The sequence below is a fragment of the Halomonas sp. AOP43-D1-4 genome, assembly GCF_052446175.1.
GTDB lineage: Bacteria > Pseudomonadota > Gammaproteobacteria > Pseudomonadales > Halomonadaceae > Vreelandella > Vreelandella citrativorans.
Genome location: NZ_JBQSVY010000001.1, coordinates 252,806 through 277,244, shown reverse-complemented (window position 1 = coordinate 277,244; position 24,439 = coordinate 252,806). Strand labels below are relative to the sequence as shown.

The following is a 24,439-nucleotide window of genomic DNA, read 5'->3' as shown; positions in this document are numbered from 1 at the left end:
TGCGCTTAAAACTCTAGGAGATGGGTACATGCATTCAATGGCGTCAGCAGTAGAGAAAGGCAGCGTGGAACTAGGCCCTAACCTGTTGCGGGGCGTCAGTCTGCCTGCAGCTGTGGTGCATGAAGGTCCGCTTGAACATAACGTGGCGTGGATGCAGCGTTTTGCAGAAGCCCACGGCGCCCGTTTGGCGCCTCATGGTAAAACCACGATGACCCCAGCGCTTTTTCAGCGTCAGCTTCAGGCGGGTGCATGGGGGATTACCTTGGCGACTGCACCACAGTGCCGTGCAGCTTTTGCTCATGGAATCACCCGGCTATTGATGGCTAACCAGTTGGTGGGGCAGTCGAATATGGCCATTGTCGCTAGCCTGATAGAGCAAGGGGCGACGTTTTACTGTGTTGTGGACAGCCAGGAAAACGTACGCCAGCTTGGGCGATTTTTTGCCAAGCGAGGCCTGATCTTACCGGTTTTGATTGAGGTAGGTGTTCCGGGTGGGAGGTGCGGCTGCCGTACCCAGCAACAGATTCTCTCTCTGGCTGAGGCTATTGCTGAAGAACCCGCGCTTTCCCTGGCGGGGTTGAAAGGCTATGAAGGCGTCGTACACGGTGCTGATCCAGAAGCCGGTATTCGTGCTTACGCTAAATATCTAGTGGATGTGGCGGTAGAGCTTGAGGCAGCAAAGCGCTTTTCAGAACCTGAGCCCATTGTCACGGCATCGGGTTCTGCCTGGTATGATTTGATTGCAGAAGCTTTTGAAGGAGCGCCGCTTCAAGATCAATTTACAGCCGTATTACGCCCAGGGTGCTATGTGGTCCACGACCATGGGCTGTATCGTGAGGCGCAATCCGCTGTGCTTGCACGCCGGCCTGATTTGTCGGAAGGCCTTGAGCCTGCTCTGGAGGTCTTTGCCCAGGTACAGTCGCTTCCTGAACCGGGGCTTGCCATCATCGCATTAGGCAAGCGTGATATCGGCCATGATCAGTTGCCCATTGCCCTGCGTCGCTACAGGGAGGCCGGGACCCCTGAACAGCTGTTGTCAGTGGATGATTGGGAAGTGACGAAAATCATGGATCAGCACACGTTCGTGCGGCTTCCTAAAGAGGCGCTGGATGTAGAAGTCGGTGATATCGTGGCGTTTGGCGCCTCTCACCCCTGTTTAACGTTCGATAAATGGCGCCAGCTGTTGTTAGTCGATAATGACTTAAACGTTAAAGAGCATTTGACTACCTGCTTCTAGCTCGTTGTATCTTTTGGTAGGCGCCCGCCAATAGCCATTGTCAGGGCGTTTGCTAGTTCTCCTAACTGTTCACGGCAGCGGTCGATGCTGGGAACTTCCCGGTGCATCGCTTCTGGAATCAGCGTGAGGTAAGGGATGGTGATAACGGCTTCAATCACCTCATGAACGCCAAAGACAGGAAAGCTGATGTTGGTTAGCCCTTGAACCTGAGGGCTGGGGCCAATGTGGTAACCCTGCTGACGGATCGGGTCAAATAGAGCACGTGTTCTAACCACTTCCTCTACCGTGGCATCGCTGGCAGCCAGTACCCGTGCCCGCCGTGGCTCATCCAAAAAGGCCAGCATAACGGCTCCTGAACCGGAGCCGCAAATATCTATTTTGGCTCCTAAACGGAGACCAAAACCCATCTTGTCGGGGTTTTCATACTGAGCCACAACTAATAGATGGCCAGGACGTGCAACACTAAGATGACATGACTGGGAAATTTCATGGCACAGCTCCTCCATGCGTGGCAGCGCAGCCTGCACTAACCGCTTGGTGGGAGGGAAGCGGTGGGCCATTTCGAATATCTTTAGGGTTAGCTGATAGCGGCTACCGCTATCATCCATGCTGACGTAGCCGCGATCCCGCAGCACCATCAGCATGCGGTACATCTCATTGGTTTTACGGCCGATCTGCTCGGCGATCGCTTGGGTGCTTAACGGCTGGGAAGACTGAGCAAGCAGCTCCAAAATATCCAACCCTTTTTCTAAGGCAGGGGCGTGGTACTGCGTTTCAGCCTTCTCCTTCATTCAAGCTTCCTTACGTAATTGCCAATCGCTCGTTGATGGTAATGTTAATTAACCAAAATGCTTGGTTAGCGTGCCAGCCAGCCGCCGTCTACTGCTAGGGTATGCCCATGTACATAGCGGGCGGCATCGGAGCATAAGAATATCACAGCACCTGCTAAGTCTTCGGGCGTGCCCCAGCGTCCAGCGGGGATTCGGCCAAGAATTTCAGCGTGGCGCTGGGGGTCGTCGCGCAATGCTTGGGTGTTGTCGGTAGCCATATAGCCAGGGGCGATGGCATTCACGTTGATGTCATGACCCGCCCACTCATTAGCGAGTAGACGTGTTAGACCGAGAATACCGCTTTTGCTGGCGGTGTAGGAGGGCACACGAATGCCGCCCTGAAACGACAGTAATGAAGCGATATTGACGATCTTGCCCGGCGCTTTACGCTCGATAAGATGTTTGGCCACCTGTTGCGCGAGAAAAAAAGCGGCTTTCAAATTAACGTCAATGACGTCATCCCAGTCTTGCTCTGGAAACTCAACGGCTGCCGCTCGGCGAATAATTCCCGCATTGTTGACCAGGATATCTACCTTGCCCGCTTGTGCGATCGCCTGTGAGACAATCTCGCTAGGTGCTTGACTGCCCAGCTCAGCGGTAATGTCGTAAAACTGGCGCCCTAATGCCTCTACCTGCTGGCGGGTGTCATCAGCAGGACTGCGGTTGACCCCCACGATATCGGCACCCGCCTGTGCCAGTGCAATGGCAATTCCCTGCCCCAGCCCTTTGTTGCAACCAGTCACCATGGCAACCTGGCCGTTCAGTGAAAATAGCGTCATTGGTCACTCTCCCTGAGTAGTGGTTTAGCGCAGCTCTTTAGAAGCGATAAAATCCATATCATCGTAGGTCAGGTTTTCACCGCACATACCCCAAATGAAGGTGTAGCGGCGAGTGCCAAAGCCGCAGTGAATCGACCAACTGGGGTGAATCACGGCCTGTTCGTTGGCAACCACGATATGCCGGGTCTCTTGGGGTTCGCCGCACAGGTGGAACACCACATCGTCTTCACTCAAGTCAAAGTAGAAATACACTTCCATGCGCCGTTCGTGAGTATGGCAGGGCATGGTGTTCCACATACTGCCGGGCTCTAACTGGGTTAGCCCCATGGATAGCTGGCAGGTATCCAGTACATCGGTATGCAGGTACTTATTAATGGTACGCACATTGCCGGTTTCAGGGTCACCAAGGGTGGTGGGCGAGGCATCTTCCGGGCGGATATGGCGTAGCTGGTAACGTACATGGGCAGGCGTTGAGTTGATATAAAAGCGCGCAGGCTTGCTCGCATCAAGGCTCTCGAAACTGACCTCACGGCTCTCTTTGGGAATATACAGGCCGTGGTAGGTGCCGAGCTCAACTGTTTCACCGTCGACAGTAATGCGTCCGGGCGCGCCAATGTTAATAACGCCCATTTCCCGCCGCTCTAGAAAATAGTCAACGCCAAGTTCTTTGCCACCGCTCAGGGTAAGCGGCGAATCAGTGGGTACTGCGCCACCAACAATAATGCGGTCAACATGGCTATAGGTTAGTGACATTTGGCCAGGCACCATAATCTTGGTAACCAGCATTTTGTCACGCAATCCCTGAGTATCGAGGGTTTTAAAATGATCGCTATGAAGCGCTTGGCGAATATCCATATGAGTTTCCTTAAAGGATGAAAGTAAATGGGCTCACGAGAATAGTGTGAGCGGCCAAAGGGTGATGAGCGGAAAAGCTATTACCAGCAGCATCACCAGAAGGTTTGCGAGGAGAAACGGCAAAGCGCCACGGAAAATACGTCCAATCGAGAGGCCGGTAATGGATGAACATACGTTCAGACACATGCCTACCGGTGGCGTGACCAAGCCAATAGCCAAGCCACTAATCAGCAATACGCCAAACTGCACGGGGGAAATATTGGCCAGGGCAAGTACCGGCAGCACCACTGGGGTAATCAGCAAAATCGCAGGGGTTACATCAATAAAGGTGCCGATCAGTAGCACGGCAGCAGCAATGACCAGCAGGAGCAACATCGGGGTAAGATCCAGCCCGCCTAAAAAGTCTGCCAATAGTTGGGGAATCTGCTCCATCGAGAGAATCCACACGTATAGCTGGCTCATGGCGATAATGATCATCACTGTGGCGCTGGTCATGACGGCAGAGCGAAATAGTGCAGGCAGTTCACGCAGCTTGAGGCTTTTAAAGACTACCAGTGCTAGAAAAAGCGCATAGCCCACGCCTAACGCGGCAGATTCAGTGGCTGTCGCGACACCACCGACCACCGCACCCACGACAAACAGGGGAATTAATAGCGCGAGTACCGCACGTTGAATTACCTGACGGCGCTGTTGAGAGGTTAATCCTGTGTGGGCACGGGGGTAGCCTTGGCGACCGGCCATTAGCGCAATAATGCCCATCATCAGCAAGCCAATCAGTAAACCAGGTACAAGGCTCGCCATAAACATGGTGCCGATAGACTGCTGAGCGGTAACGGCGAAAATTACCATGGGTACACTGGGTGGAATGATCATTCCCATGGTGGAGGAGGCCACGGTAATACCGCTGGCGGTTTCGACGCTATATCCTTTACGTGCCATCTCCGGAATCATGGAGGAACCCACCGAGGCCGTATCAGACACAGAAGAGCCTGATATGCCCCCAAAAATCATCGATGTTGAGATGTTGACGTGCCCCAAACCACCAGGGAAACGACCTACCAACATCAAACAGAAGTCGATTAAGCGAGAGGTAATGCCTGAAGCGTTCATCACCAATCCCATCAAAATAAACAACGGCAGGGCAATCATGGTGTACAAATCCATTCCGGACAGCACCCGCTGGGGCAGCACGCCAATCAAGCCTGGTTGCATGATCAAAAAATAGACCAACCCCGAAAGCCCCAGCGAATAGGCGATGGGCACTCCTATCAGTAGAAGCACTATTAGGCTAACTAGCAGTAAAATCATGCTTGGCTCTCCTGCGCGTCTTCTCGTTGAGCGGAGGGCCGTTCTCCACCCATTAGCACCGCCAAAGAAAATAGGATGACCAGTAGCGCGCCAATAGGGACGCTGATTTGCACTACCCAATTGGGCACATCCAGTACGGCGGAGCGGAAGCGACCCACTTGCCCAATCCAGCTAATGCTGAGCCATGCCAAATAGCCATTGAATACCATCACGAGTATATGGCGTAAGCGGTTGAGCCAGACGGCTATTGACGTAGGCAGCGCATCCACAAGCACGCTGATACGGATATGCTCGCCGCGCAAAATGGCGACCGATGCCCCCATTGCGGTGGAGTACACAAATAGAAAGCGCATCACCTCTTCAGCACCGGCAAAGCCAATGCTGAATACGTAGCGTAATATCACCAGTGTCAAGCAGAGCAGGAAAACCGCCGCAATTAATGCGGCAATAAGATTTTCCAATAGGCTAGCGAAGCGGCGCATTACCCGCATCAAAACGGTATCTTCCGCCATCGGTTGCGCCAGTGGAGGAGGGTTCATTACTCCAATACCTCGGCTTGATCGGTCAGCGTGAGTACTTGCTCTAACTGCTCCTGGCTAAAGTCACCACGTTCAACAAAGTGCTCCCAAACAGGAACGACGGCATCCACAAAACCTTGGCGGTGTTCGTCGGCGATATCATTAATGCTCATGTGCTCGCCAAGTGTGTCGAGGTAATTGGCTTCGGAGGCTAGCCAAATTTCGTTGGAGCGCGTCATCGTCTCCTGAGCCACGTCGTCAACGATTGACTGCAGGTCTTCCGGTAACTGGTCGTACCACTGAGCGCTGATAAAGAAGGGGTCAGGATGGATTTGCCAGTTCAGTAATGACATGTACTCCTGAGCTTCATGGAATTTCATATCAGCGATATTGGAGGGCGGATTTTCCTGACCATCGACTACGCCTGTGCGCATTGCCATATAGGTTTCGGTATAAGGCACTTGCTGTGGGGAAGCTCCTAACGCTTCAAACGCCAGCAACGTGGGAGCCAGCGGCGGGGTACGAATTTTCAAACCACGGAGGTCATCAACTTGATTAACGGCGCGAACGTTGTTGGTTAACTGGCGCATGCCGCCTGCAACTCCGGTCACCGGTATATGCAGCTGATTTGCATGTGCGCCTTCATTAATGGCTTGGCCCAGCTCGCCTTCCATAACGTCAATGGCCTGTTCCGGCGTGGTGAACAGAAACGGCATGGTATAGATCAGGTAGGCGGGGTTAGCTTGAGCAAACAAGCCACCGCGATAGCCTTGAATAAGCCCCATCTGGACTTGTTGAAGTACGTCTTCCTCTTTCCCTAGCGTGCCATTGAAATAGAGTTCTACCGCGATACGTCCATCACTGCGCTCTTCAAGTGCTTCTTTGAAGTAACGCATGGACTCAGATCGCGGGGCATCATCGGTTTGAGAATGAGCGTATTTGAATGTGAAGTCAGCAGCTTGCAGAGATGTCGTGAAGCCGATAGCAAGGCTGGCCATCAGGTGGGTTAGGCGCATGGAAGGCTCTCCGTTTTATTTTGATGTTTTTTTTATGCCATAGTCGTCATAACTCAAGTATAAAATGTATTTTTATATTTGAGTTATGACCAAGCTTAGCGCCATTCCTGCACAGGTCAATGTTTGAGCTATGCGACCATGGTCTTGATATAAAAAAGAGGGTTAAGTAAGTAGACAGGTAATCGCGCCGCTAGGCAGAGTAAATATGCCTAGCGGTAGCATGAATGATGGGAAAGGAGGGGGGCTATGCTACTTCCATTAAAGATTTAAGCGCGCGATAGCTGCTGGCAATTCATTGGCATGCTGAATGCCAACGGCGCCTTCGGGCGTGCTCTCTTCATCAGGAAAGTGGTTAATATGGATAACGTGCATACCTGCAGCCAACCCGGCTTCTACGCCTACGGCCGCATCGTCGATCACAATGCACTGCTCGGGCGCGTAGCCCATTGCCGCCGCCGCCTTGCGGTAAAGCTCGGGATCGGGTTTCCAGACATTCAGGGTATAAGCACTGAATAAATTCCCTTTAAAATGGTGGCCTAAACCAGTGCTTTCCATGGCACAGCGGATCTTGCGCTCGGGGCCGTTAGATACCACGGCTTTGGCGTAGCTGCTTAATTGATCAAGCGCATCTGAAATGCCAGCGATGGGTTCAAGCTCTGCCCGCATGCGGGCTTCCATGCGTGTCCGCATACCGGCTTCAAGCGTCGCCGCCTGGTCTTCTGTGAGGGGCTGAAAGCGCGCTTCTAACGTATTGACTATCGTGTGAAAGCGTACTCCACGAAACTCTTCCATATACTGACGCGCAGAGAACGGTAGGCCGAACTCCGGAAGAATGTCGCCCATTACCTCTGCAAGGAGTACTTCGCTGTCTACCAGCGTGCCATCGCTGTCAAACAGTAGGCAGTAATCGGCGGTCGTTGCTCTGGGCATAGCAGGGCTCATTGGCGTACGTCCTCGTTAACCAGGTTAATGGGAGGCTTGCCCTGTAGGGCCAAGCGAATATTATCCACGGCGCGCTGAGCCATTGCCTGGCGAGTCTCATGTGTTGCGGAGCCAATATGGGGCAGGGCAACGACGTTGGTCATGTTAAGTAGAGGGGAGGTGGCTGGCAGCGGTTCCTGCTCGAAGACATCCAGACCCGCTGCTTTAATGGTGCCTTTCTCAAGTGCGTCAATCAGCGCTGATTCATCGACGACTTTACCGCGGGCAATGTTGATGAAAATACCTGAGGACTTCATGCGTGCAAACTCGTCGGCACCGATTAGGTGCTTGGTCTCTGCGGTTAGCGGGACGGTCACACAGACAAAGTCTGATTTTTCCAACAGTTCGTTAAGCTCACAGCGCTTGGCACCTAGCTCTGCTTCGCGTTCAGGTTTGGGAGACGCGTTGGAGTAGAGGATTGACATGCCAAAGCCGAGCGCACCGCGCCGGGCAACCGCTTGGCCGATGCGTCCAAAACCTATCATGCCCAGCGTTTTTCCGTGTACGTCGTTACCAAAGTGATCAGGGCCAAGGCTGGCTTTCCAGTTGTCCGCTTTCACCCATTCGGCAAGTTCTGTTACCCGGCGTGCTGAGGCCATCACCAGTGCAAAACCGGTATCAGCGGTCGTTTCAGTGAGCACATCAGGCGTGTTGCACAGCATAATGCCACGCTTGGTTAACTCATCCACGGGGATGCTGTCGTAACCCACCGAAATTGTCGAAATAACTTCAAGCGCGGGCGCCGCATCCAGTAATTCAGGTGTGATGGGCAGTCCCGAGCCGATAATACCGTGTGCCTTCGATAGTATGTCGAGCACATCTTGCTGAGTGGGATCAAGTGGCCCTGAGTGCTCAATAAGCTCAAAGTGTTGCGCTAGCGTTTCTTTTAGTGGATCGCCAAGTCGTCCTGTCACAATGATACTTTTTTTCATGCTATCTCCTCGTGTTGTGATTGTTACATGTGACCTTAGTGCTCAAGTTGTTCCAGCTTGTCCCTGGTGGGCAAACCTTCCATATCACCGACGACTTGTACGGCCTGGGCGCCGACCAGATTGCCACGTTTAAGCGCATCACGAGCAATTAGGCCATCCAGCAGTGCGCTGATCGCACCGACCGCAAAGCCATCGCCAGCCCCCACGGTATCAACAACGTTGGCGACCGACTGGCCGGGCACGTTGATGCTTTCCAAAGAGCCTCCCAGCGTGCCGCGATAATAGCTGCCCTCTGGCCCCAGCTTGATGATAACGGCCTTGGCACCGCGCTCAAGGTAGAAGTCGGCAATCGCTTCGGGCGATTCGCAGCCGGTCAAAAGCTGCCCTTCGGAAAGTCCCGGTAGCACCCAGTCAGCAAGACTAGCCAGTTCATTTAAGGTATCACGCATGACAGCTTCGCTGGGCCAAAGTGACGGGCGTAAATTGGGGTCGAAGGAAATGCTGGAGCCGCTTTCGCGTGCCTGCTGCATCAAGTGGCGGGTTAATTCCAGGGCGCTTTTAGAAAGCGCGGGGGTAATGCCGGTAGCATGCAGATGAGTGAGCGACTGAAAATCGATGGAAGCGGCATCTTCAATGCTTAAGTGGCTGGCGGCACTGCCGCGCCTAAAGTACTCAACCCGTGGGTCGGCACCGTTTTCTGCGCGCTCTTTGAACATCAGCCCGGTGGGGTGGTGTTCATCAAGATGAATATACCGATCATCGATACCTTCGGCTTTTAAGGCCTTCTGAATAAATCGACCTTGGCTATCGGTGCCTACCCGGCTTAACCAGCCAACGTGAAAACCCAGGCGCGAAAGGCCGATGGCGACGTTATTGTCGGCACCTGCTAAACGGCGATGAAAGCTTTCGACTTCTGCTAGATCACCCGCTGTATTCGCCACCAGCATGGCCATGGCTTCGCCAAAAGTCAGTATCCGTGGGGAGGAGAGCGTTGTATTTGCCATCAGGATATTCTCTTTTTAAGGGTGTTAAGGATTTGGCTAAAGCGTTGTACTGCCGCGGATCTGTAAACGTGGCGCATGGCGGTAGCGTACGGGCGATGCCTGCGCTGAGCCGTTAAGCTGGTTGAGCAGGCAACTGACGGCAGCATGGCCGATATCATCGGTAGGCTGGGCCAGGGTGGTGATGCCTGGCGTTATCAGCTCACACCAATCCAGTTCGTCAATTCCCATTAAACCGGTAGGGCCCAAAGGGATGCCCAGCTGTTGAAAACTGCGTGTCATAGCGAGCGTGACGTTACCGTTAGCGCATAAAACAGCGCCTGGTGATGAGGCAGTGTGCTGGTTAAAGTTGGCTAACGTTTCAATGTGAGGTGCTGCATTGTCCAGTATCAGCGTCTGACTTTTGATCCCTAAGCTCTCTGCTTGCTGGTTAAAGCGCTGTAGCCGTTCCTGGCGGGTACTGGCATGTGCAGGCGACTCACTGACATAGAGAAGGGAGCGATACCCTTGTTGCACGAGATGATTCAGTGCCATATCAATCGCTAGCGCGTTATCAAGCCCGATCACATCAACGTCAAGTTGGTGAACTTCGCGGTCAAGTAGCACGAGGGGGACACCGCTATGCATGAGTGCCTGTAACTGCGCTTCAGGCTGCCCGGTAGCATTAATCATCAAGCCCTCTACCTGATACGACGTCAACAGGCGCAGGTGCTGCTGTTCTCGTTCTGGGTCGTTATCGGTATTGCAGACGATTAATGAATAACCGTGAGCCCGAGCCGTTTGCTCTATGCCATGGACAACTGCCACTGAGAACGGATTACGGATATCGGCCACCAGTACGCCCAGTAGGCGCGAGCCGCCTCCCTTGAGACCGCGTGCCATTAAATTGGGCTGGTAGCCCAGCGTCGTGGCGGCGTTGGCAATGCGCGCTTGAAGGCTGGGCGTTAGCCGTTCGCGCTCCGGGCCGAAAAAGCGCGATACGCTGGTTTTAGACGTGCCCGCCAGTTTAGCGACTTCAATAAGTGTGGCGCGCACAGAGGCAGGGGGCATGTTGGCTATCCATTAAACAGTAAAATGGGAACGTTCCCAATTGACTCCAACATAGTAAGTTTTGGGTTTAAAGGCAATACGCCTTAAGGCTCAGTAGAAGAGCCGGCGAAAACATATAGTTAAGAAAAATTAAGCAGACGGCCTCTGCTAGGATGTAGAGAAAAGCATAATAGGCGAACGTAATGCAGTCCCACGAGTACCAGCAATATGATGCCACCGGCCTTGCCGAACTGATTCGCCGCCGGGAGGTGAGTCGCGCAGACGTTCTGGAGGCTGCCTTTAAGGCGATTGAAGCGTTAAATCCTGCCCTGAAAGCGGTCGTTAGAACGCGATTTGAGAAAGCCCGGCGTGAGAGTGAGGAGATCGCCGATGACGCGCTCTTTGGTGGAGTGCCCACCTTAAGTAAAGATCTGTTGATGGGGTTGGCCGGTGAACCCTTGGCCTCCGGATGTACTGCGTTAACTCAGTGGCGCTCTAAAGAGGATTCGCCGATTATCCAGCGCTCAAAAGCGGCGGGTTTGGTCGTTATTGGGCAAACAGCCACGCCTGAATTGGGATTGATGGGAATTACCGAGCCTAAAGCCTTCCCGCATCCTGTTAACCCATGGCGGGAAGGGTGTTCACCTGGAGGTTCCAGTGGCGGTGCGGCTGTGGCAGTAGCTAGCGGAATTGTGCCGCTGGCGTTGGCCGGGGACGGTGGTGGCTCCATCCGTATTCCTGCCAGCTACTGTGGGCTTTTTGGCTTTAAACCTACGCGTGGGCGGATGCCGCTTGACCCAAGCCATGGGGAGGTGTGGCAAGGTGCGGTCATTGAGCACGCGTTGACGCGCAGCGTGCGAGATAGTGCGGCGCTGTTGGAGCAGGTGAACGGTATGGCACCTTCCGGCCCGTACCCGGTGCGCGCTGAAACCGGCTTCGTAACGGCATTAGCGTCCTCGCCTAAGCGATTACGCATTGCTATATCGCTGGGCGAGCCTTTAAGCCGTGGCTTGGGCACGCAGTTAAGCTCGGAAGTTAAAACAGCGGTTAATAAAGCCGCCGCTGCGCTAACGGAAATGGGCCATGAGGTGGAGTGGTGCGATCCGCCGGTGGATGGTGAAGCTCTGGCAGATAGCTACTTAACACTTTACCTTGGCCACTTGGCAGCGGACCTTCGCTGGATTAGCCAGCAAACCGGTGTGCCCACTCATCGCTTGGCGATTGAACCCTCTACACGTGCCATCGGCCGATTAGGAAGCAAACTATTAGCACAGGATTACGAGCTGGCGAAACGCCATTGGCACGTTGCCGCTGAACAGATGAGCCGTTTTCATCAACGCTTTGATGCGCTGGTGATGCCGGTCACCGCAGATACCGCGCCTGAAATTGGCGAGCTCTATCCATCCGCGGCACGTGAACGCTTAATGTCTGTGCTGGCCATTCCCGGGGCATCATCGCTGGCGCTAAAGGCTGGCTTATTAAAGAGGCTGGCGGTGGACGCCCTTGGCCGCACGCCGTTCACCCAATTAGCCAATCTGACCGGCCAGCCCGCCATGTCAGTGCCTTTGCATATGGCCGCCAATGGCCTACCGGTAGGCGTGCAAATAGTCGGGCGGTTTGGTGAAGATAAACAGCTCTTACAGCTAGCTGCGGCATTGGAACGGCACGATGCCTGGCAGCATCAATTACCGCTGCAAGCGTTCCGCTCTTAGGCAGGGTAAACTACGCGGCTTTACTATGCCGCTTGGCCTTATGCATGCATCCAACCTATGAATTAAACGACGCTGGAGACCGCTACTTTGACGGTCTGGTCGACAAGTTTTCACGCTCGCTTTACCAGGCGCCTCGCGGCGAGCTGCGCTTGGCGATGCTGGATTACTTGCTGCCGCAAATGCTTGAACTAACTCAGCAGCCCGTACTGGATGTCGGCGGCGGGTTAGGTCAGCAGGCGGCGTGGTTTGCCGAACGCCAGCACCCGGTCACCATGGCCGAGCCCTCGCTGGATATGCTTACGTATGCCAAGCATTGGCACAGTGAAGCTAAACGGCTGCCTAGCGAGGCGATGGCCTACGTGCATGCCCCGCTTCAGGATTTAGGCCAGCAAGCGCCGGGCCCTTGGCCGTTGATTACCTGCCATGCGGTGCTTGAGTGGTTGGGCGACCCGCGCTCAGCGATGGCTAGCCTGGCAAGCCTGCTCGCGCCCGGCGGGCAGTTGAGCCTGATGGTGTTTAACCGCGATGCGCTGCGCTTTTCCAACGCGGTGAAAGGCAATCTGGAAAAGGCGCTAAGTGATCGTTTGGAAGGCATGGGCAAGCGGCAGCGCTTAACGCCTATTTCGCCGGTCACCCATGCTGAGGTAGTTGAGTGGGGGGCGGAAAACAGTCTTGAAGTGGCAAGCGTTGCGGGTATCCGTGTGTTTCAGGATTACTTACGCCAGCCACCCGCCAGCGACAAAGAGCGTGAAACGCTGCTGGCGCTTGAAAAGAAGTACTGCCAACAAGACCCGCACTGGCGGCTGGGTCGTTATTTACTCTACACGTTGATTAAACCGGAGACTTCCCAATGAGTGCCCGATCACCTGCCTGCCAACTGCTGGAACGTCAACAGGATGACTACACGGCACTTATGGTCGTAGCGCCACCGGTTGATGCCTGGTTAATCGCGCAATCCGCAGGCGTTATCAGCGGTGATCTTGGTGTGCTAAGCGAGTGGCAAGCTGCCGATAAGAGAGCGTTTAGCCCCTTCGCGCTGCCTGAAAATGCCGTTAACAAAGGCGAGATAGTGTTGTTCTGGCCTAAAGCGCATCAGCTAGGCATTTGGTGGCTTGAGTGGCTATGCAGCGTGCTACCCACGGGCACGGCCATTGAAATTATCGGTGAGCACAGTGGCGGCGTGAAACGGGTGCCTAACGTACTCGCAGAGCGGGGGATGATGTGTGACAAGCGCGATAACGCGCGGCGCTGTTCCCTCTTTGCCACACGCACCATCGCGCTTGAGAACACCCTGGAAGACGCTTGGCAGCGCTTTGATGCTTTGGGATTAACGCTGGTTAGCCATCCCGGCGTTTTTGGTCATGGCAAGGTAGATGAAGGCACGCTGCTACTATTGGACAGCTTGGAAAAAGAGCTGCCTAAAACGCCTCAACGTATTCTCGATATGGGCTGTGGCGATGGCATTATTAGCGCCTGGCTTGCCAAACGGGGCCATGCGGTAACCGCCGTGGATGTCAGCGCTTTTGCCGTAGAGGCAACGCGCCGCACGCTAGAGGCTAATCAGGTTAATGGGCACGCTTTGCAAAGCGATGTGTATAGCACATTGGAAAGTGAAACCTACGATTTTATTATTAGTAACCCGCCGTTTCATCAAGAGCGTGACATTAGCTATGGGCCCAGCCAACGCTTGATTCGCCAAGCGCCCAAGCATCTTGCTAACCGTGGGCGTCTCATCATGGTCGCCAATGTGTTCTTGCCTTATCCGGACCTTCTCACCGAGGCTTTTGGCAGCTTTGAAACGCTTGCTGATAATCGGCGGTTTCGGGTCTATGTGGCGAGTAGATTAGGCCGTTAATGTTTATTTTTGAATCACGGTTTACTCGGCAAAGAAAACACTTAAAACATGGTCTAAGTGGGCTTCCATTGCATGGCGGGCAGCGGTCGGGTCACGATTTTCAATCGCCTTGACGATCTGCTCATGATCGCCTTGGGAGCGCTGAGGCATATCTGTTTCCATGTACAGATCCTGAAGACGACGGAACATAGGGCCATATTGATGGCCAAGTAGGTGCTTGATGATAAGTGCGTAGGCAGCGTTGCTTGATGCTTCTGCTATGCGGATATGCAGCAATCGGTCCCCGACGCAGTTACGTCTACCGTTGGCGTTATCAAAAAAATTGCGTTCGAGAGCTAATCGAATCGATTTTATGTCGTCATCGGTCGCATTCGTGGCTGCTAATGCCGCGATTTCCGGCTCTAGATAGCGGCGTGTCTGTAGAAGGGAAAACGGAGGGATTTCTTCGTCCAGGTTAAGCTCAATTTCACTCTCGAATTCTGGATCCAGTGCCCACGGCTCTGTACGTGCCGCCGCACGCATCACCGGCTCCAAAGGCATTGAACGGGGCTCAAGTACAACGACACCGTGCCCGACTCGCACGGCAACCTGACCAACCACTTCCAAAGCAATCAAGGCTTCTCTTACTGATGCTCGGCTGACGCCTAGAGATTGTGCAAGCTCGCGCTCGGGCGGAAGGAGGGTTCCAGGGGGGAACTCTCCATTATTGATCAACTGCTGCAACTGGTCAGCGATCTGGCGATAAAGCCGTTGTGAGCGGATGGCTTGAATGGGCATTCGCGGTCGTTCCTATCCGTTTCTTTAATATTCTCGATCAATATTAACTGCGACTAAAGTTTATCCCCAAAAGCCCATGATTGGCCTTTTTGAGGATTGCAAAGATCAATATCTCTCGCTCATACTCGATTCATTGGTCAGGCCATTGTATGTCTGGATGACCTGACCCTAGTATGTTCCCACGATTTCCAGGGGCGTGCCATCGCTATTAGGGAAGTGACACCGCATGAGACTCAAAAATAAAACTGCATTAATCACTGCCGCCGCGAACGGTATTGGGCGTGCAAGCGTCGAGCGATTTGTTGCCGAAGGCGCACTTGTACTCGCCACCGATATTGATATTTCTACCTTGCAAGAGATGCCGGGCGTTGAAGCCTATCGCCTGGATGTAACGGATAGTCAGGCAATCAACGAACTTGCCGCTTCGCTGCCAGACTTGGACATACTGTTTAACTGTGCGGGCATGGTGGCGGGTGGCACAGTGCTTGAGTGCGACGAGGCGACTTGGCAGCGGTCGATGGATCTGAACGTCACTTCAATGTTTTATACCCTTCAGGCTTTTTTACCCGGCATGTTATTAAACGGTGGGGGCAGCATTATCAATATGGCGTCTCTGGCATCAAGCGTTAAAGGCGTTGCCAACCGCTGTGCTTACGGGGCCTCCAAAGCGGCGGTTATCGGTCTTACCAAGTCGGTAGCCGCCGACTTTATGACCCAGGGTGTTCGCTGCAATGCCATTTGCCCAGGTACCGTCGAGTCTCCCTCATTGAAACAGCGTATTGCAGACCAAGCCCGCCGAGAAGGGCGCAGCGAGTCTGACGTGCTGGCATCGTTTATTGCGCGTCAACCGATGGGCAGGCTAGGGCGGGTAGAGGAAGTGGCTGCTTTGGCCGCTTTTCTGGCCAGCGATGAATCGCAGTTCATTACCGGTACTGCACAGTTAATTGATGGCGGCTGGGCTAACTGATTACTTTAGGAGGTATAACAATATGAAATTATTACGCTTTGGACCATCGGGTCAGGAAAAGCCAGGCATTCTGGATAGCCAAGGAAAGGTACGCGATCTTTCCTCTATCGTTGATGATATCGCGGGCGACGTATTGAGCGACAGTAAGTTGCAGCAGCTACGCGATATGGATTTAACAACGTTGCCGGAAGTCGCTGATGATGTTCGCTTGGGCCCCTGTGTGGCTCGCGTAGGCAAGTTTATCTGCATCGGTCTCAACTATTCTGACCACGCCGCTGAAACCGGTGCTGAAGTGCCGCCCGAACCGGTCATTTTCAATAAATGGACCAGCGCTATCTGCGGGCCTAACGATGATGTGGAAATTCCCCGAGGCTCGGAAAAGACCGACTGGGAAGTAGAGCTTGGCGTCATTATTGGCAAGGGCGGACGTTACATCGACGAGGCCGACGCCATGTCTCATGTGGCGGGCTACTGTGTTGTGAATGATGTCTCTGAGCGCGCGTTCCAGCTTGAGCGCAGTGGCACCTGGGATAAAGGCAAAGGCTGCGATACGTTTGGCCCGTTAGGCCCTTGGCTGGTAACCCGTGACGAAGTGGCGAACCCGCACCAATTAGGCATGTGGCTTGAAGTGGATGGTAAGCGTTATCAGGATGGCAGCACCCAGACCATGGTGTACCAAGTGCCTTTTTTAATCAGTTACCTAAGCCGCTTTATGAGTCTGCAGCCGGGCGACGTTATTTCAACCGGTACACCTCCGGGAGTAGGTATGGGCCAGCAGCCCCAGGTATATCTTCGGGACGGCCAGCGCATGCGCTTAGGCATTGATGGCTTGGGCGAGCAGACGCAGCGCGTAGTTCAGGCATAGAAAGTTTAGATAGTAGAAATATAGATAGTGGAAATACACATAGTAAGAAAATAGGTATTGGCGGCTCTATTCGCCGTTAATACCTCATTTACCGAGAGCAGCAGGCCTTGAAGGTTTTTTATACCTCCAAAGGACTGACCAATAGACCAAAGCGCCTGTCAGGCTGGTTCGATAGTGGCCTGTGCTTGGCGGAAAGGAGCACATTAATGCAAGCGCTTGTTTGTTCAAAGCCGCATCACCTTGAACTGCGTCACCACGCTAAGCCTGAATGTCCGGCAGGACATGCCCTGGTACGCATTCGGCGCATTGGCATCTGCGGCACGGATATCCATGCCTATGGGGGTAATCAGCCCTATTTTGAATACCCGCGCGTGCTTGGTCATGAGCTCGCAGGAGAGGTTGTTGAGGTGGCGGATAGCCCAACTCAGCATCTGTTGGGCAAGCAGGTTTACGTTATTCCTTATTTACATTGTGGCGAGTGCCGCGCCTGCCAGCAGGGTAAGACAAACTGTTGCCAGAATATGCAGGTTATTGGTGTACATAAGGATGGCGGAATGGCGGAGTACCTGGCTGTTCCCACTACACACTTGGTAGTTTCCGAAACTCTCTCTATCGATCAGCTCGCATTAGTAGAGTGCATGGCGATTGGCGCCCATGCGGTAAGACGTAGCGCACTGCAAGCGGGTGAGTTGGCGGTGATTGTCGGGGCAGGCCCGATAGGCATGGGTGTTCTTCAGGTGGCGAAAAGCCGAGGTGCACGCACATTGATGGTGGACACCAATGCCTCGCGATTAGCGTTTTGCCGTGATGTGCTGGGGGCTGATGCGGTCGCAAATCCACAAGAAGTTGATGTTGCCGCTCAGATCAGCGATCTAAATGATGGAGCGCTAGCGGATGTAGTGTTCGATGCCACCGGTAATCCCCGTGCTATGCAGGCTGGGTTCGATCTTGCAGGCCATGGTGGGCGCTATGTGTTGGTTAGCGTAGTGAAAGCTGATATCACTTTTAACGATCCTGACTTCCATAAAAAAGAACTAACGCTGATGGGTAGCCGCAATGCCACGCGTGAAGACTTTGATTGTGTGGTGTCACTAATGGAGAGTGGTGCTATCAACGCCGATGCGATGATTACTCACCGGGCGCCGCTTGCCGATGTTCCTTTAAAAATGCCTCAGTGGTGTGACCCCGCCAATCAGGTCATCAAGGCTATGATTTCCATCGATACTGAGGAAGCGCATCCGTGAGTGATTTGATTACAACGCAAACGCCCCATCTCACGCTGCGTGTTCACGCACTGGATAATGTTCGAGTTGCTTTGACCGACTTGCCAGCAGGCGCAGTGATCGAGGATCAAGGCGTTAACATCACGCTGCCTGGCTTCGTTCGCCACAAGCATAAGTTTGCGCTAAGCGATATGGCGGTTGGCGATGTTGTCACCATGTACGGCGTAAGGGTGGGTAAAGCAACACAACCCATTGCAGCGGGTGGCACGATTACGACCGAAAACGTGGTGCATGCAACGGACGAGCTATCCACGGAGACTAGGCAAAAAGCGTGGCAGCCACCTGAGGTAACGGCGTTCGAGAAGACGACATTTGCTGGCTACCATCGCCCGGATGGCAAGGTAGGAACGGCCAACGTGTGGCTAGTGGTGCCTTTGGTTTTTTGTGAAAACCGCAATATCGAAGTGTTGCGCCAGTGTGTCGCCGATGCCTTGGGTGACGACCCCTTTTATGATTATAAGCGCATGGCCAGGCAACTGTTGCATGGGCAAGACATTGCCGAGTCAGCGGCTCCCGCCGGGGAGCATCTGTTTCCTAATGTTGATGGCGTGCGCTTTTTGGTTCATCAGCAGGGCTGCGGTGGCACAGACGGTGATGCTGACGCGCTATGTGAACTGCTCGCAGGCTACATCTGTCATCCCAATGTCGCTGGCGCAACGGTGCTTAGCCTGGGTTGCCAGAAAGCACAGATCACCATGCTGCAAGAAGCCATTTCAAAACGTGACCCAAGCGGCCACAAGCCAGTCAGCTACTTCGAGCAGCAGCGGTCTGAAAGCGAAGAGGTGCTCATTCGCGACGCATTGACAGCGATTTTTGATGGACTCAAGCAGGCCAATCAAGTGACTCGGCAGCCTACGCCGCTTTCTGAGCTTGCCTTGGGCGTTGAATGTGGCGGTTCGGATGGCTTTTCCGGGCTTTCCGCAAACCCCGTGGTAGGCGCTGTTGTGGATCGCCTTGTGGCGCTGGGTGGTAGCGGTATTCTAAGTGAGTTCCCCGAGCTATGCGGTGTAGAGCACGAGTTGTTGGCGCGCTGTCGTAACCAGCAGGTGGCTGAACGCTTCACCACGTTAATGGCCGCTTATCAGCGCCATGCCCACGCGGTAGGCGCGGATTTTTCCATGAACCCTTCACCTGGCAATGTGCGTGACGGCCTGATTACCGATGCCATGAAGTCAGCGGGCGCTGCAAAAAAAGGCGGAGACAGTCCCGTGGTTGATGTGCTCGATTACACCGAGCCCATGACGCGTAAGGGGCTTAACCTGCTATGTACGCCAGGTAACGATGTAGAGTCCACCACTGGTCTGGTTGGGTCCGGCGCTAATCTGGTGCTATTTACCACAGGTCTAGGAACACCGACCGGCAACCCCGTGGCGCCTGTGATTAAGATTTCAAGCAATAGCGAACTCGCAAGCCGTATGAGCGATGTGATCGACTTCGATGCTGGGCCGATCATCCGCGGTGAAGCGAGCATTGCCCAATTGGCCGATGAATTGCTAACGCTCTGTATTGAAACAGCGTCTGGGCGTTATATATCGAAGGCTGCACGTCTTGCACAGTTGGACTTTATTCCTTGGAAGAGAGGGGTGTCATTGTGATCTCTCAGGCGAGCATTGTTCAGTTCGGTACGAGCCGTTTTTTACTCGGCCACGTCGCTGCTTTTGCAGGCGCAGCGTTGGCAGAGGGAAACAGCCGTGAAGCCGTACTTGTGGTGCAGACATCGGCGCGTCCCGAGGGCAAAGCCAAGGCAGCTGCCTTGGCTCAGCAGGATAGTTATCCGCTACATATTAAGGGATTGCGTAATGGTACACCCATTGAGGAGCATCTCTCTATTAGTAGTATCGCTGGCTGCCTCGTGGCACAGGAAGAGTGGGAGGCACTAGAGCGTCATTTTATTCAGACAGCTCGTTGGGTGGTTTCCAATACGGGGGATAGCGGTTACGAAGTAGCCGGTGATACGAGTCTTGCCGCTGTTCCAGCCAGCTTTCCAGGCAAGTTGACTAAGCTGCTTTATGCACGCTTTAACGCAGGGCAGCCGGGTCTTACGTTGCTTCCCTGCGAATTAATCGGTAGCAATGGTCAAGTGCTCCAAAATATCGTCTCCGAACTGGCACGTAAGGATTATGACAGTGTCCGTTTTGATACATGGCTAAATGACGAGTGCTGTTGGGTCAATACATTGGTAGACCGAATCGTCTCAGCGCCCTTGGAGCCGGTTGGTGCGGTCGCTGAGCCTTATGCGCTTTGGGTCGTTCAGCAAACGCCACGTTTGAGTATGCCTTTTGAGCATCCTGCTATTGAAGTCGTGAGTTCGTTACAGCCCTATGAATTGCGCAAGCTTCACATCCTTAATCTGGCGCATACCTATTTGGTTGATCAGTGGCTCCAGCTTGAATTGACCGGTTCCGTTACCTACGTCAGAGAAGCCATGCGGGAGCCACTGCTGCGTAATGCACTCAGTGAGGTTATGGAGCAAGAGGTGCTACCTGTTTTGGCACTTGAATTACCGGATATGGATTTAAACGCCTACTGGCAGAGCACACTGGACCGTTTTGATAATCCTTTTTTAGATCATCGTCTAAAAGATATTGCCCAGTATCACAATGACAAACTGAGCCGTCGCATACAGCCAATGGTGGATATGGCGAAAAATCACGCAGTACCGACGCCAAGACTGAGTGATGCGCTTAAACGGAAAAACATTCCAAACATTAACGATAAAACAACACTGCTTTAAAGCAGACACCACACCTACGGTTAAACACAAGAAAAAGAGGAGTGCTCAATGCGCCTGAATAAACTGTCTATCGCAATTACGCTTGCTACTGTAACGACGCTTGGGGCTGTTACGGCTGCTCATGCCAGCACTGAAATCCGCGTTGCGTACGGCAACCAGCCCGGTGAGCCGGTAGATGTCGCCATTAAACAGTGGGCTGAGAGGGTGAGTGAGGCGAGTAATGGTGAGCTGGAACTGAAAGCGTTTCCTGCAAGCCAACTAGGTTCGGAAACTGAGGTAATGGAACAGGCACGTTTTGGTGCGCCCATTATTTCAATTTCGGCTTACAGTAATTTTCTCGATTCAGTGCCCGACCTTGCCGTGTTAGATGCGCCTTATCTGAGTGAAGACTTTGAGTCGAAGCTTAAGGTTTTTGATTCGGAATGGTTTTCAGAACAAATGGCAAAGGTAAATGGGTCTGGCTACCACATTGTTATCCCAAATGCGGTATATGGGGCACGGCACCTGCTATCAAATGAGCCGGTCAGCAACCCTGCCGATCTTGATGGTATGCGTATTCGCGTTCAAAACTCGCAAATGTATGTAGAAGCTATACGTGCCATGGGAGCAACCCCTACGCCGATGTCACTGGGTGACGTCTATCCTGCGCTGGCGCAGGGAATAGTAGACGGCGTCGAGAATCCAGCAGCGGTACTTTACGGGGGCAAGTTCCACGAAGTGGTGAAGCATCTTAGCTTGACGTCTCATATGCATACTGTAGCGCCTTTCGTTACTGGGAAATCTTTTTGGGATCAACTCAGTGAAGAGCAGCAACAAATTCTGACGGATACCGGTCAGCAGATGGCAGAGCATCTCTCTGAACTGGTAGCGGATAATAGCGAACAGGCACTAGAGCATTTACGTAGTGAAGGCGTAGAGATTCATGATGTTGATATCACGCCTTTCCGCGAGCGAGCTGCGCAACAGATCCCATCCGCATTTCCTCAGTGGAGCGATGGCCTGTATGACAAGGTTTACGAAATAATTAATGGCTAATCAGCCTGTGATTGCGTGGTTCCCCGGTTAGCCGGGGAACCACGTTGAGGTGTCTGATATGAAGCGTATATTCACGTGGATAGATCGATTCATGCGTCTTGATGAAGTCGTCGCGACCGCCGCCATTTTTGCACTTTTCCTGGTGGCTATTAGCAATATATTCATGCGCTATTTATTTAACAGTCCCTTAGCCTGGACAGAAGAAATTCTTCAAATGCTTTTAGTGTGGGCCTCATTCCTGGGCGCTAGCGCCTTGGTGCGCCGTAGAGAGCATGTGTTTATCAGTTTTGTTACCGATAAGCTGCCGCCAAGATTGGCGCATTGGAATGAGCAAATATTCAGTGTGGGCATCATTTTAGCGAGTGCCGCAGTAATGCTTTATTGGGGGACTGAGCTACTCAGCTATTCAGCGTATCGCAGTACACCGATGCTGCAAATTCCTTATTACTGGATTCATGTGGCGATCCCCGTTAGTGCGGTGGTAATGATTTACCACTGCGTGGTGCGGTTGGTTCGGCAACATTCATCTTAGGAGCTAACCACATGGCTGTCAGTATTGCGCTTGGCGCACTGTTTTTACTGTTTCTGTTAGGCACACCCGTCGCGTTTGCACTCTTTTTCTCGACGTTTCTCTATTTCATCGTAGGGGCTGACCAACCCATGATGCTGCTTATTCAGCGTCTAGCCGGTGGTCTGGAGTCGGTCTCTTTGCTCGCTATTCCATTTTTCATTATGGCGGGTGTATTCATGAATCATTCTGGCATTACCGACCGGTTGCTAAAGCTTGCTGAATTGCTGACTCGTCGTATGCATGGTGGATTAGCACAAGCCAATGTGTTGTTAAGTACTTTTATGGGCGGGCTGTCTGGCTCTAATATTGCCGACGCAGCCATGAATGCCAAGCTTTTGGTACCCAGCATGACGGCTAAAGGCTATCCCGTGCCTTTCTCTAGTGCGGTAACTGCCGCTTCGTCACTCATTACCTCGACTATTCCGCCCGGCATCGCCTTGATCGTGTATGGCTACGTCAATAATGTCTCCATTGGACGACTTTTTCTTGCCGGTGTGGTTCCTGGCGTTTTGATGGCAGTCAGCCTAATGGTGCTGGTGTCCTTCCTGTGTCGGCGTTACGGCTACCAGCCACCCCAGCGAACGAAAGTAGCGCGTAAGGAGTGGATTAGCGTGACGCGTGCCGGCCTTATCGCTTTGATGCTGCCCTTGGTTGTTATTGGCGGTATCCGAATTGGCGTTTTTACGCCAACAGAGGCAGGGGCTATTGCGGTGTTTTATGCTCTCATCGTAGGTGTTTTCATTTATAAGCAGATGACGCCTAAGACGATAGCGCTGGCGACCAACGAATCGCTCTTGGCATCGGTTAATGTGCTTTTCATCATTGCCGTCGCATCAGGTTTTGCACGCTTTCTTACCTGGGAACAAATTCCTCAGGAGATCGCTATGATGCTGTCCACCCAGGTTGGCAGTGCTATCGCCTTCCTATTGCTAGCTAACGTGTTGTTATTGGTCTTGGGCATGTTTTTGGAAGGCAACGCCATTTTGATAGTGCTTTCGCCGCTGCTAGCGCCGGTAGCCGCTCAGTTTGGTGTGGACCCCGTTCACTTTGGTATCATTTTCATTATCAATGCCACGATTGGTACGATTACACCCCCATTAGGCACGGTAATGTTTACGACCTGTGGTATCACAGGTATTAGTGTTTCATCCTTTATTCGTGCTGTGATGCCTTTCTGGCTGGTAATGGTAGGTATTCTGCTATTGGTAACCTTCATCCCGGCGCTTTCATTGATGTTGCCTACGCTTGTTTTCTAATTGCGGTGGTTTCTATACAAAGGAGTGCTCAGGGGGAAAAGACGACCTCACTATTTCCTCACACTAACCATATTCAACTACCGACGCATCCCCATTTCACGGCTATGATGCTGATAGGCATTGGGCAGTTTAATGAACGTTGTGCGGGGTAGAGACGATGGTTAAAAGCAGTAGAAGCATCGTGATATTGGGTAGTGCGGTTGTGCTAGGTGGGCTGCTGGCGCTGGGGTTGGTCGGAGGCGGTAGCTATATCAAGCAGGCGGCCGACGTGTGGCAGCAGTCTTCGCGCAATGTCACCGTGCGTGGTTTAGCCGAGCGCGAGGTGGCGGCCGACTTAGTGCTATGGCCGTTTAACTACAGCGTGAGCGCTAATAGCTTAAGCGACCTGGAGCAGCAGCTTTCCAATAATGACCAAGCGATTCGTCGCTTTTTGGAGTCTCAGGGATTTGAACCCGGGCATATCAGCACAACACCCCCCAGAATTACCGACCAGTTTAGTAATCTCTATGGCGGGCAGCGCCCTGATGAGCGTTACCGCGCTGAGGCCACGTTACTGCTGCGTTCGCCAGATGTAGAGGGCGTGATGCAGGCGATGCCCGGGACCTCGTCGCTGGTACGTCAAGGGGTTTTGCTCTCGCCAAGTTACGAGTACCAAACCGAGTTTCTATTTACCGGCTTGGAGGCGATTAAGCCTGAGATGATTGCCGAGGCGACGGCTGACGCGCGTAATGCCGCCCAGCAGTTTGCAGAAGACTCCGGGAGTCAGGTAGGGCAGATCCGCCAGGCAACCCAAGGCTATTTCTCGATTGATGATTTGGACAGCTACACCCCGCATATCAAGCGTGTCCGAGTGGTGACGACTATCGACTATGCCTTAAAAGATTAGGAAGCCCCATGC

General features: G+C 53.2%; 24 protein-coding genes. 13 read left to right on the top strand and 11 right to left on the bottom strand.

Annotation, left to right across the window (positions count from 1 at the left end):
• Nucleotides 1-28: 28 nt before the first annotated feature.
• The gene (locus ACT3RQ_RS01310) at nucleotides 29-1,237 is read left to right on the top strand and encodes an amino acid deaminase (protein WP_444679804.1); all 1,209 of its coding nucleotides are present in this window, start codon (nucleotides 29-31) and stop codon (nucleotides 1,235-1,237) included.
• Here the strand turns inward: ACT3RQ_RS01310 and ACT3RQ_RS01305 are convergent.
• The 10 genes from ACT3RQ_RS01305 to ACT3RQ_RS01260 form a co-directional block, all read right to left on the bottom strand.
• Nucleotides 1,234-2,028 (bottom strand): IclR family transcriptional regulator, encoded by a 795-nt coding sequence (locus tag ACT3RQ_RS01305; RefSeq protein ID WP_087109597.1) that lies wholly within the window; start codon nucleotides 2,026-2,028, stop codon nucleotides 1,234-1,236. The two genes, ACT3RQ_RS01310 and ACT3RQ_RS01305, sit on opposite strands and share 4 nt — an antisense overlap.
• A 65-nt stretch (nucleotides 2,029-2,093) precedes the next feature.
• Complete coding sequence (gene kduD / locus ACT3RQ_RS01300) at nucleotides 2,094-2,846, bottom strand: 2-dehydro-3-deoxy-D-gluconate 5-dehydrogenase KduD (protein ID WP_444679803.1); 753 nt, start codon at nucleotides 2,844-2,846, stop codon at nucleotides 2,094-2,096.
• Nucleotides 2,847-2,870: 24 nt separating this feature from the next.
• Nucleotides 2,871-3,701 (bottom strand): 5-dehydro-4-deoxy-D-glucuronate isomerase, encoded by an 831-nt coding sequence (kduI, locus tag ACT3RQ_RS01295; protein WP_444679802.1) that lies wholly within the window; start codon nucleotides 3,699-3,701, stop codon nucleotides 2,871-2,873.
• 33 nt (nucleotides 3,702-3,734) lie between these two features.
• The gene (locus tag ACT3RQ_RS01290) at nucleotides 3,735-5,009 is read right to left on the bottom strand and encodes a TRAP transporter large permease (RefSeq protein WP_444679801.1); all 1,275 of its coding nucleotides are present in this window, start codon (nucleotides 5,007-5,009) and stop codon (nucleotides 3,735-3,737) included.
• Nucleotides 5,006-5,548: a TRAP transporter small permease gene (locus ACT3RQ_RS01285; RefSeq protein ID WP_444630030.1), complete on the bottom strand. Its 543-nt coding sequence runs from the start codon at nucleotides 5,546-5,548 to the stop codon at nucleotides 5,006-5,008. The genes ACT3RQ_RS01290 and ACT3RQ_RS01285 overlap by 4 nt, the downstream gene beginning before the upstream one ends.
• The gene (locus ACT3RQ_RS01280; protein WP_444679800.1) at nucleotides 5,548-6,543 is read right to left on the bottom strand and encodes a TRAP transporter substrate-binding protein; all 996 of its coding nucleotides are present in this window, start codon (nucleotides 6,541-6,543) and stop codon (nucleotides 5,548-5,550) included. Before ACT3RQ_RS01280 ends, ACT3RQ_RS01285 begins: the two co-directional genes overlap by 1 nt.
• Before the next feature lie 258 nt (nucleotides 6,544-6,801).
• Nucleotides 6,802-7,473, bottom strand: a complete 672-nt coding sequence (locus ACT3RQ_RS01275) for an HAD family hydrolase (protein ID WP_444679799.1) — start codon at nucleotides 7,471-7,473, stop codon at nucleotides 6,802-6,804.
• 8 nt (nucleotides 7,474-7,481) lie between these two features.
• Nucleotides 7,482-8,456: a 2-hydroxyacid dehydrogenase gene (locus ACT3RQ_RS01270; RefSeq protein WP_444679798.1), complete on the bottom strand. Its 975-nt coding sequence runs from the start codon at nucleotides 8,454-8,456 to the stop codon at nucleotides 7,482-7,484.
• Nucleotides 8,457-8,491: 35 nt separating this feature from the next.
• Nucleotides 8,492-9,460: a sugar kinase gene (locus tag ACT3RQ_RS01265; protein WP_444679797.1), complete on the bottom strand. Its 969-nt coding sequence runs from the start codon at nucleotides 9,458-9,460 to the stop codon at nucleotides 8,492-8,494.
• A 36-nt stretch (nucleotides 9,461-9,496) separates the two neighbouring features.
• Nucleotides 9,497-10,507: a LacI family DNA-binding transcriptional regulator gene (locus ACT3RQ_RS01260; protein WP_444679796.1), complete on the bottom strand. Its 1,011-nt coding sequence runs from the start codon at nucleotides 10,505-10,507 to the stop codon at nucleotides 9,497-9,499.
• Between the two features lie 182 nt (nucleotides 10,508-10,689).
• Here ACT3RQ_RS01260 and ACT3RQ_RS01255 point away from each other — a divergent pair, with 182 nt between their 5' ends.
• The 3 genes from ACT3RQ_RS01255 to ACT3RQ_RS01245 are packed head-to-tail and all read left to right on the top strand — an operon-like array spanning nucleotide 10,690 to nucleotide 14,053.
• The gene (locus ACT3RQ_RS01255) at nucleotides 10,690-12,198 is read left to right on the top strand and encodes an amidase (RefSeq protein WP_444679795.1); all 1,509 of its coding nucleotides are present in this window, start codon (nucleotides 10,690-10,692) and stop codon (nucleotides 12,196-12,198) included.
• Nucleotides 12,199-12,242: 44 nt separating this feature from the next.
• On the top strand, nucleotides 12,243-13,052 hold the full coding sequence (locus tag ACT3RQ_RS01250; protein WP_444679794.1) for a methyltransferase domain-containing protein: 810 nt from the start codon (nucleotides 12,243-12,245) through the stop codon (nucleotides 13,050-13,052).
• Nucleotides 13,049-14,053 (top strand): methyltransferase, encoded by a 1,005-nt coding sequence (locus ACT3RQ_RS01245; protein ID WP_444679793.1) that lies wholly within the window; start codon nucleotides 13,049-13,051, stop codon nucleotides 14,051-14,053. Before ACT3RQ_RS01250 ends, ACT3RQ_RS01245 begins: the two co-directional genes overlap by 4 nt.
• A gap of 21 nt (nucleotides 14,054-14,074) precedes the next feature.
• Here ACT3RQ_RS01245 and ACT3RQ_RS01240 read toward each other — a convergent pair whose 3' ends face one another.
• Complete coding sequence (locus ACT3RQ_RS01240; RefSeq protein ID WP_444679792.1) at nucleotides 14,075-14,830, bottom strand: FadR/GntR family transcriptional regulator; 756 nt, start codon at nucleotides 14,828-14,830, stop codon at nucleotides 14,075-14,077.
• 226 nt (nucleotides 14,831-15,056) lie between these two features.
• On the opposite strand from ACT3RQ_RS01240, the gene ACT3RQ_RS01235 reads away from it, so the two are divergent.
• From ACT3RQ_RS01235 to ACT3RQ_RS01195, 9 genes are all read left to right on the top strand, one after another.
• On the top strand, nucleotides 15,057-15,797 hold the full coding sequence (locus ACT3RQ_RS01235; RefSeq protein WP_444679791.1) for an SDR family oxidoreductase: 741 nt from the start codon (nucleotides 15,057-15,059) through the stop codon (nucleotides 15,795-15,797).
• A gap of 22 nt (nucleotides 15,798-15,819) precedes the next feature.
• Nucleotides 15,820-16,662, top strand: a complete 843-nt coding sequence (locus tag ACT3RQ_RS01230) for a fumarylacetoacetate hydrolase family protein (protein ID WP_444679790.1) — start codon at nucleotides 15,820-15,822, stop codon at nucleotides 16,660-16,662.
• A 206-nt stretch (nucleotides 16,663-16,868) separates the two neighbouring features.
• Complete coding sequence (locus tag ACT3RQ_RS01225) at nucleotides 16,869-17,906, top strand: zinc-binding alcohol dehydrogenase family protein (RefSeq protein WP_444679789.1); 1,038 nt, start codon at nucleotides 16,869-16,871, stop codon at nucleotides 17,904-17,906.
• Nucleotides 17,903-19,540 (top strand): UxaA family hydrolase, encoded by a 1,638-nt coding sequence (locus ACT3RQ_RS01220; RefSeq protein WP_444679788.1) that lies wholly within the window; start codon nucleotides 17,903-17,905, stop codon nucleotides 19,538-19,540. The genes ACT3RQ_RS01225 and ACT3RQ_RS01220 overlap by 4 nt, the downstream gene beginning before the upstream one ends.
• A complete protein-coding gene (locus ACT3RQ_RS01215; RefSeq protein WP_444679787.1) occupies nucleotides 19,537-20,679 on the top strand; it encodes a mannitol dehydrogenase in 1,143 nt (380 codons plus the stop codon). The genes ACT3RQ_RS01220 and ACT3RQ_RS01215 overlap by 4 nt, the downstream gene beginning before the upstream one ends.
• A 48-nt stretch (nucleotides 20,680-20,727) precedes the next feature.
• A complete protein-coding gene (locus ACT3RQ_RS01210) occupies nucleotides 20,728-21,714 on the top strand; it encodes a C4-dicarboxylate TRAP transporter substrate-binding protein (protein WP_444679786.1) in 987 nt (328 codons plus the stop codon).
• Nucleotides 21,715-21,772: 58 nt separating this feature from the next.
• A complete protein-coding gene (locus tag ACT3RQ_RS01205) occupies nucleotides 21,773-22,246 on the top strand; it encodes a TRAP transporter small permease (protein ID WP_444630044.1) in 474 nt (157 codons plus the stop codon).
• 11 nt (nucleotides 22,247-22,257) lie between these two features.
• The gene (locus ACT3RQ_RS01200; RefSeq protein ID WP_444679785.1) at nucleotides 22,258-23,541 is read left to right on the top strand and encodes a TRAP transporter large permease; all 1,284 of its coding nucleotides are present in this window, start codon (nucleotides 22,258-22,260) and stop codon (nucleotides 23,539-23,541) included.
• A gap of 157 nt (nucleotides 23,542-23,698) precedes the next feature.
• Nucleotides 23,699-24,427 carry an SIMPL domain-containing protein gene (locus ACT3RQ_RS01195; protein WP_192526282.1) on the top strand — a complete coding sequence of 243 codons (729 nt, stop codon included), beginning with the start codon at nucleotides 23,699-23,701 and terminating at the stop codon, nucleotides 24,425-24,427.
• The last annotated feature ends 12 nt before the right edge of the window (nucleotides 24,428-24,439 follow it).

Coding starts and splice junctions, on each gene's coding strand:
- ACT3RQ_RS01265 (WP_444679797.1), bottom strand. CDS start 9,460: ATGGCAAATACAACGCTCTCCTCCCCACGGATACTGACTTTTGGCGAA.
- ACT3RQ_RS01310 (WP_444679804.1), top strand. CDS start 29: ATGCATTCAATGGCGTCAGCAGTAGAGAAAGGCAGCGTGGAACTAGGC.
- ACT3RQ_RS01250 (WP_444679794.1), top strand. CDS start 12,243: ATGCATCCAACCTATGAATTAAACGACGCTGGAGACCGCTACTTTGAC.
- ACT3RQ_RS01285 (WP_444630030.1), bottom strand. CDS start 5,548: ATGAACCCTCCTCCACTGGCGCAACCGATGGCGGAAGATACCGTTTTG.
- ACT3RQ_RS01290 (WP_444679801.1), bottom strand. CDS start 5,009: ATGATTTTACTGCTAGTTAGCCTAATAGTGCTTCTACTGATAGGAGTG.
- ACT3RQ_RS01245 (WP_444679793.1), top strand. CDS start 13,049: ATGAGTGCCCGATCACCTGCCTGCCAACTGCTGGAACGTCAACAGGAT.
- ACT3RQ_RS01195 (WP_192526282.1), top strand. CDS start 23,699: ATGGTTAAAAGCAGTAGAAGCATCGTGATATTGGGTAGTGCGGTTGTG.
- ACT3RQ_RS01225 (WP_444679789.1), top strand. CDS start 16,869: ATGCAAGCGCTTGTTTGTTCAAAGCCGCATCACCTTGAACTGCGTCAC.
- ACT3RQ_RS01210 (WP_444679786.1), top strand. CDS start 20,728: ATGCGCCTGAATAAACTGTCTATCGCAATTACGCTTGCTACTGTAACG.
- ACT3RQ_RS01280 (WP_444679800.1), bottom strand. CDS start 6,543: ATGCGCCTAACCCACCTGATGGCCAGCCTTGCTATCGGCTTCACGACA.
- ACT3RQ_RS01270 (WP_444679798.1), bottom strand. CDS start 8,456: ATGAAAAAAAGTATCATTGTGACAGGACGACTTGGCGATCCACTAAAA.
- ACT3RQ_RS01255 (WP_444679795.1), top strand. CDS start 10,690: ATGCAGTCCCACGAGTACCAGCAATATGATGCCACCGGCCTTGCCGAA.
- ACT3RQ_RS01275 (WP_444679799.1), bottom strand. CDS start 7,473: ATGCCCAGAGCAACGACCGCCGATTACTGCCTACTGTTTGACAGCGAT.
- ACT3RQ_RS01205 (WP_444630044.1), top strand. CDS start 21,773: ATGAAGCGTATATTCACGTGGATAGATCGATTCATGCGTCTTGATGAA.
- kduD (WP_444679803.1), bottom strand. CDS start 2,846: ATGACGCTATTTTCACTGAACGGCCAGGTTGCCATGGTGACTGGTTGC.
- ACT3RQ_RS01305 (WP_087109597.1), bottom strand. CDS start 2,028: ATGAAGGAGAAGGCTGAAACGCAGTACCACGCCCCTGCCTTAGAAAAA.
- ACT3RQ_RS01230 (WP_444679790.1), top strand. CDS start 15,820: ATGAAATTATTACGCTTTGGACCATCGGGTCAGGAAAAGCCAGGCATT.
- ACT3RQ_RS01260 (WP_444679796.1), bottom strand. CDS start 10,507: ATGCCCCCTGCCTCTGTGCGCGCCACACTTATTGAAGTCGCTAAACTG.
- ACT3RQ_RS01235 (WP_444679791.1), top strand. CDS start 15,057: ATGAGACTCAAAAATAAAACTGCATTAATCACTGCCGCCGCGAACGGT.
- ACT3RQ_RS01200 (WP_444679785.1), top strand. CDS start 22,258: ATGGCTGTCAGTATTGCGCTTGGCGCACTGTTTTTACTGTTTCTGTTA.
- kduI (WP_444679802.1), bottom strand. CDS start 3,701: ATGGATATTCGCCAAGCGCTTCATAGCGATCATTTTAAAACCCTCGAT.
- ACT3RQ_RS01240 (WP_444679792.1), bottom strand. CDS start 14,830: ATGCCCATTCAAGCCATCCGCTCACAACGGCTTTATCGCCAGATCGCT.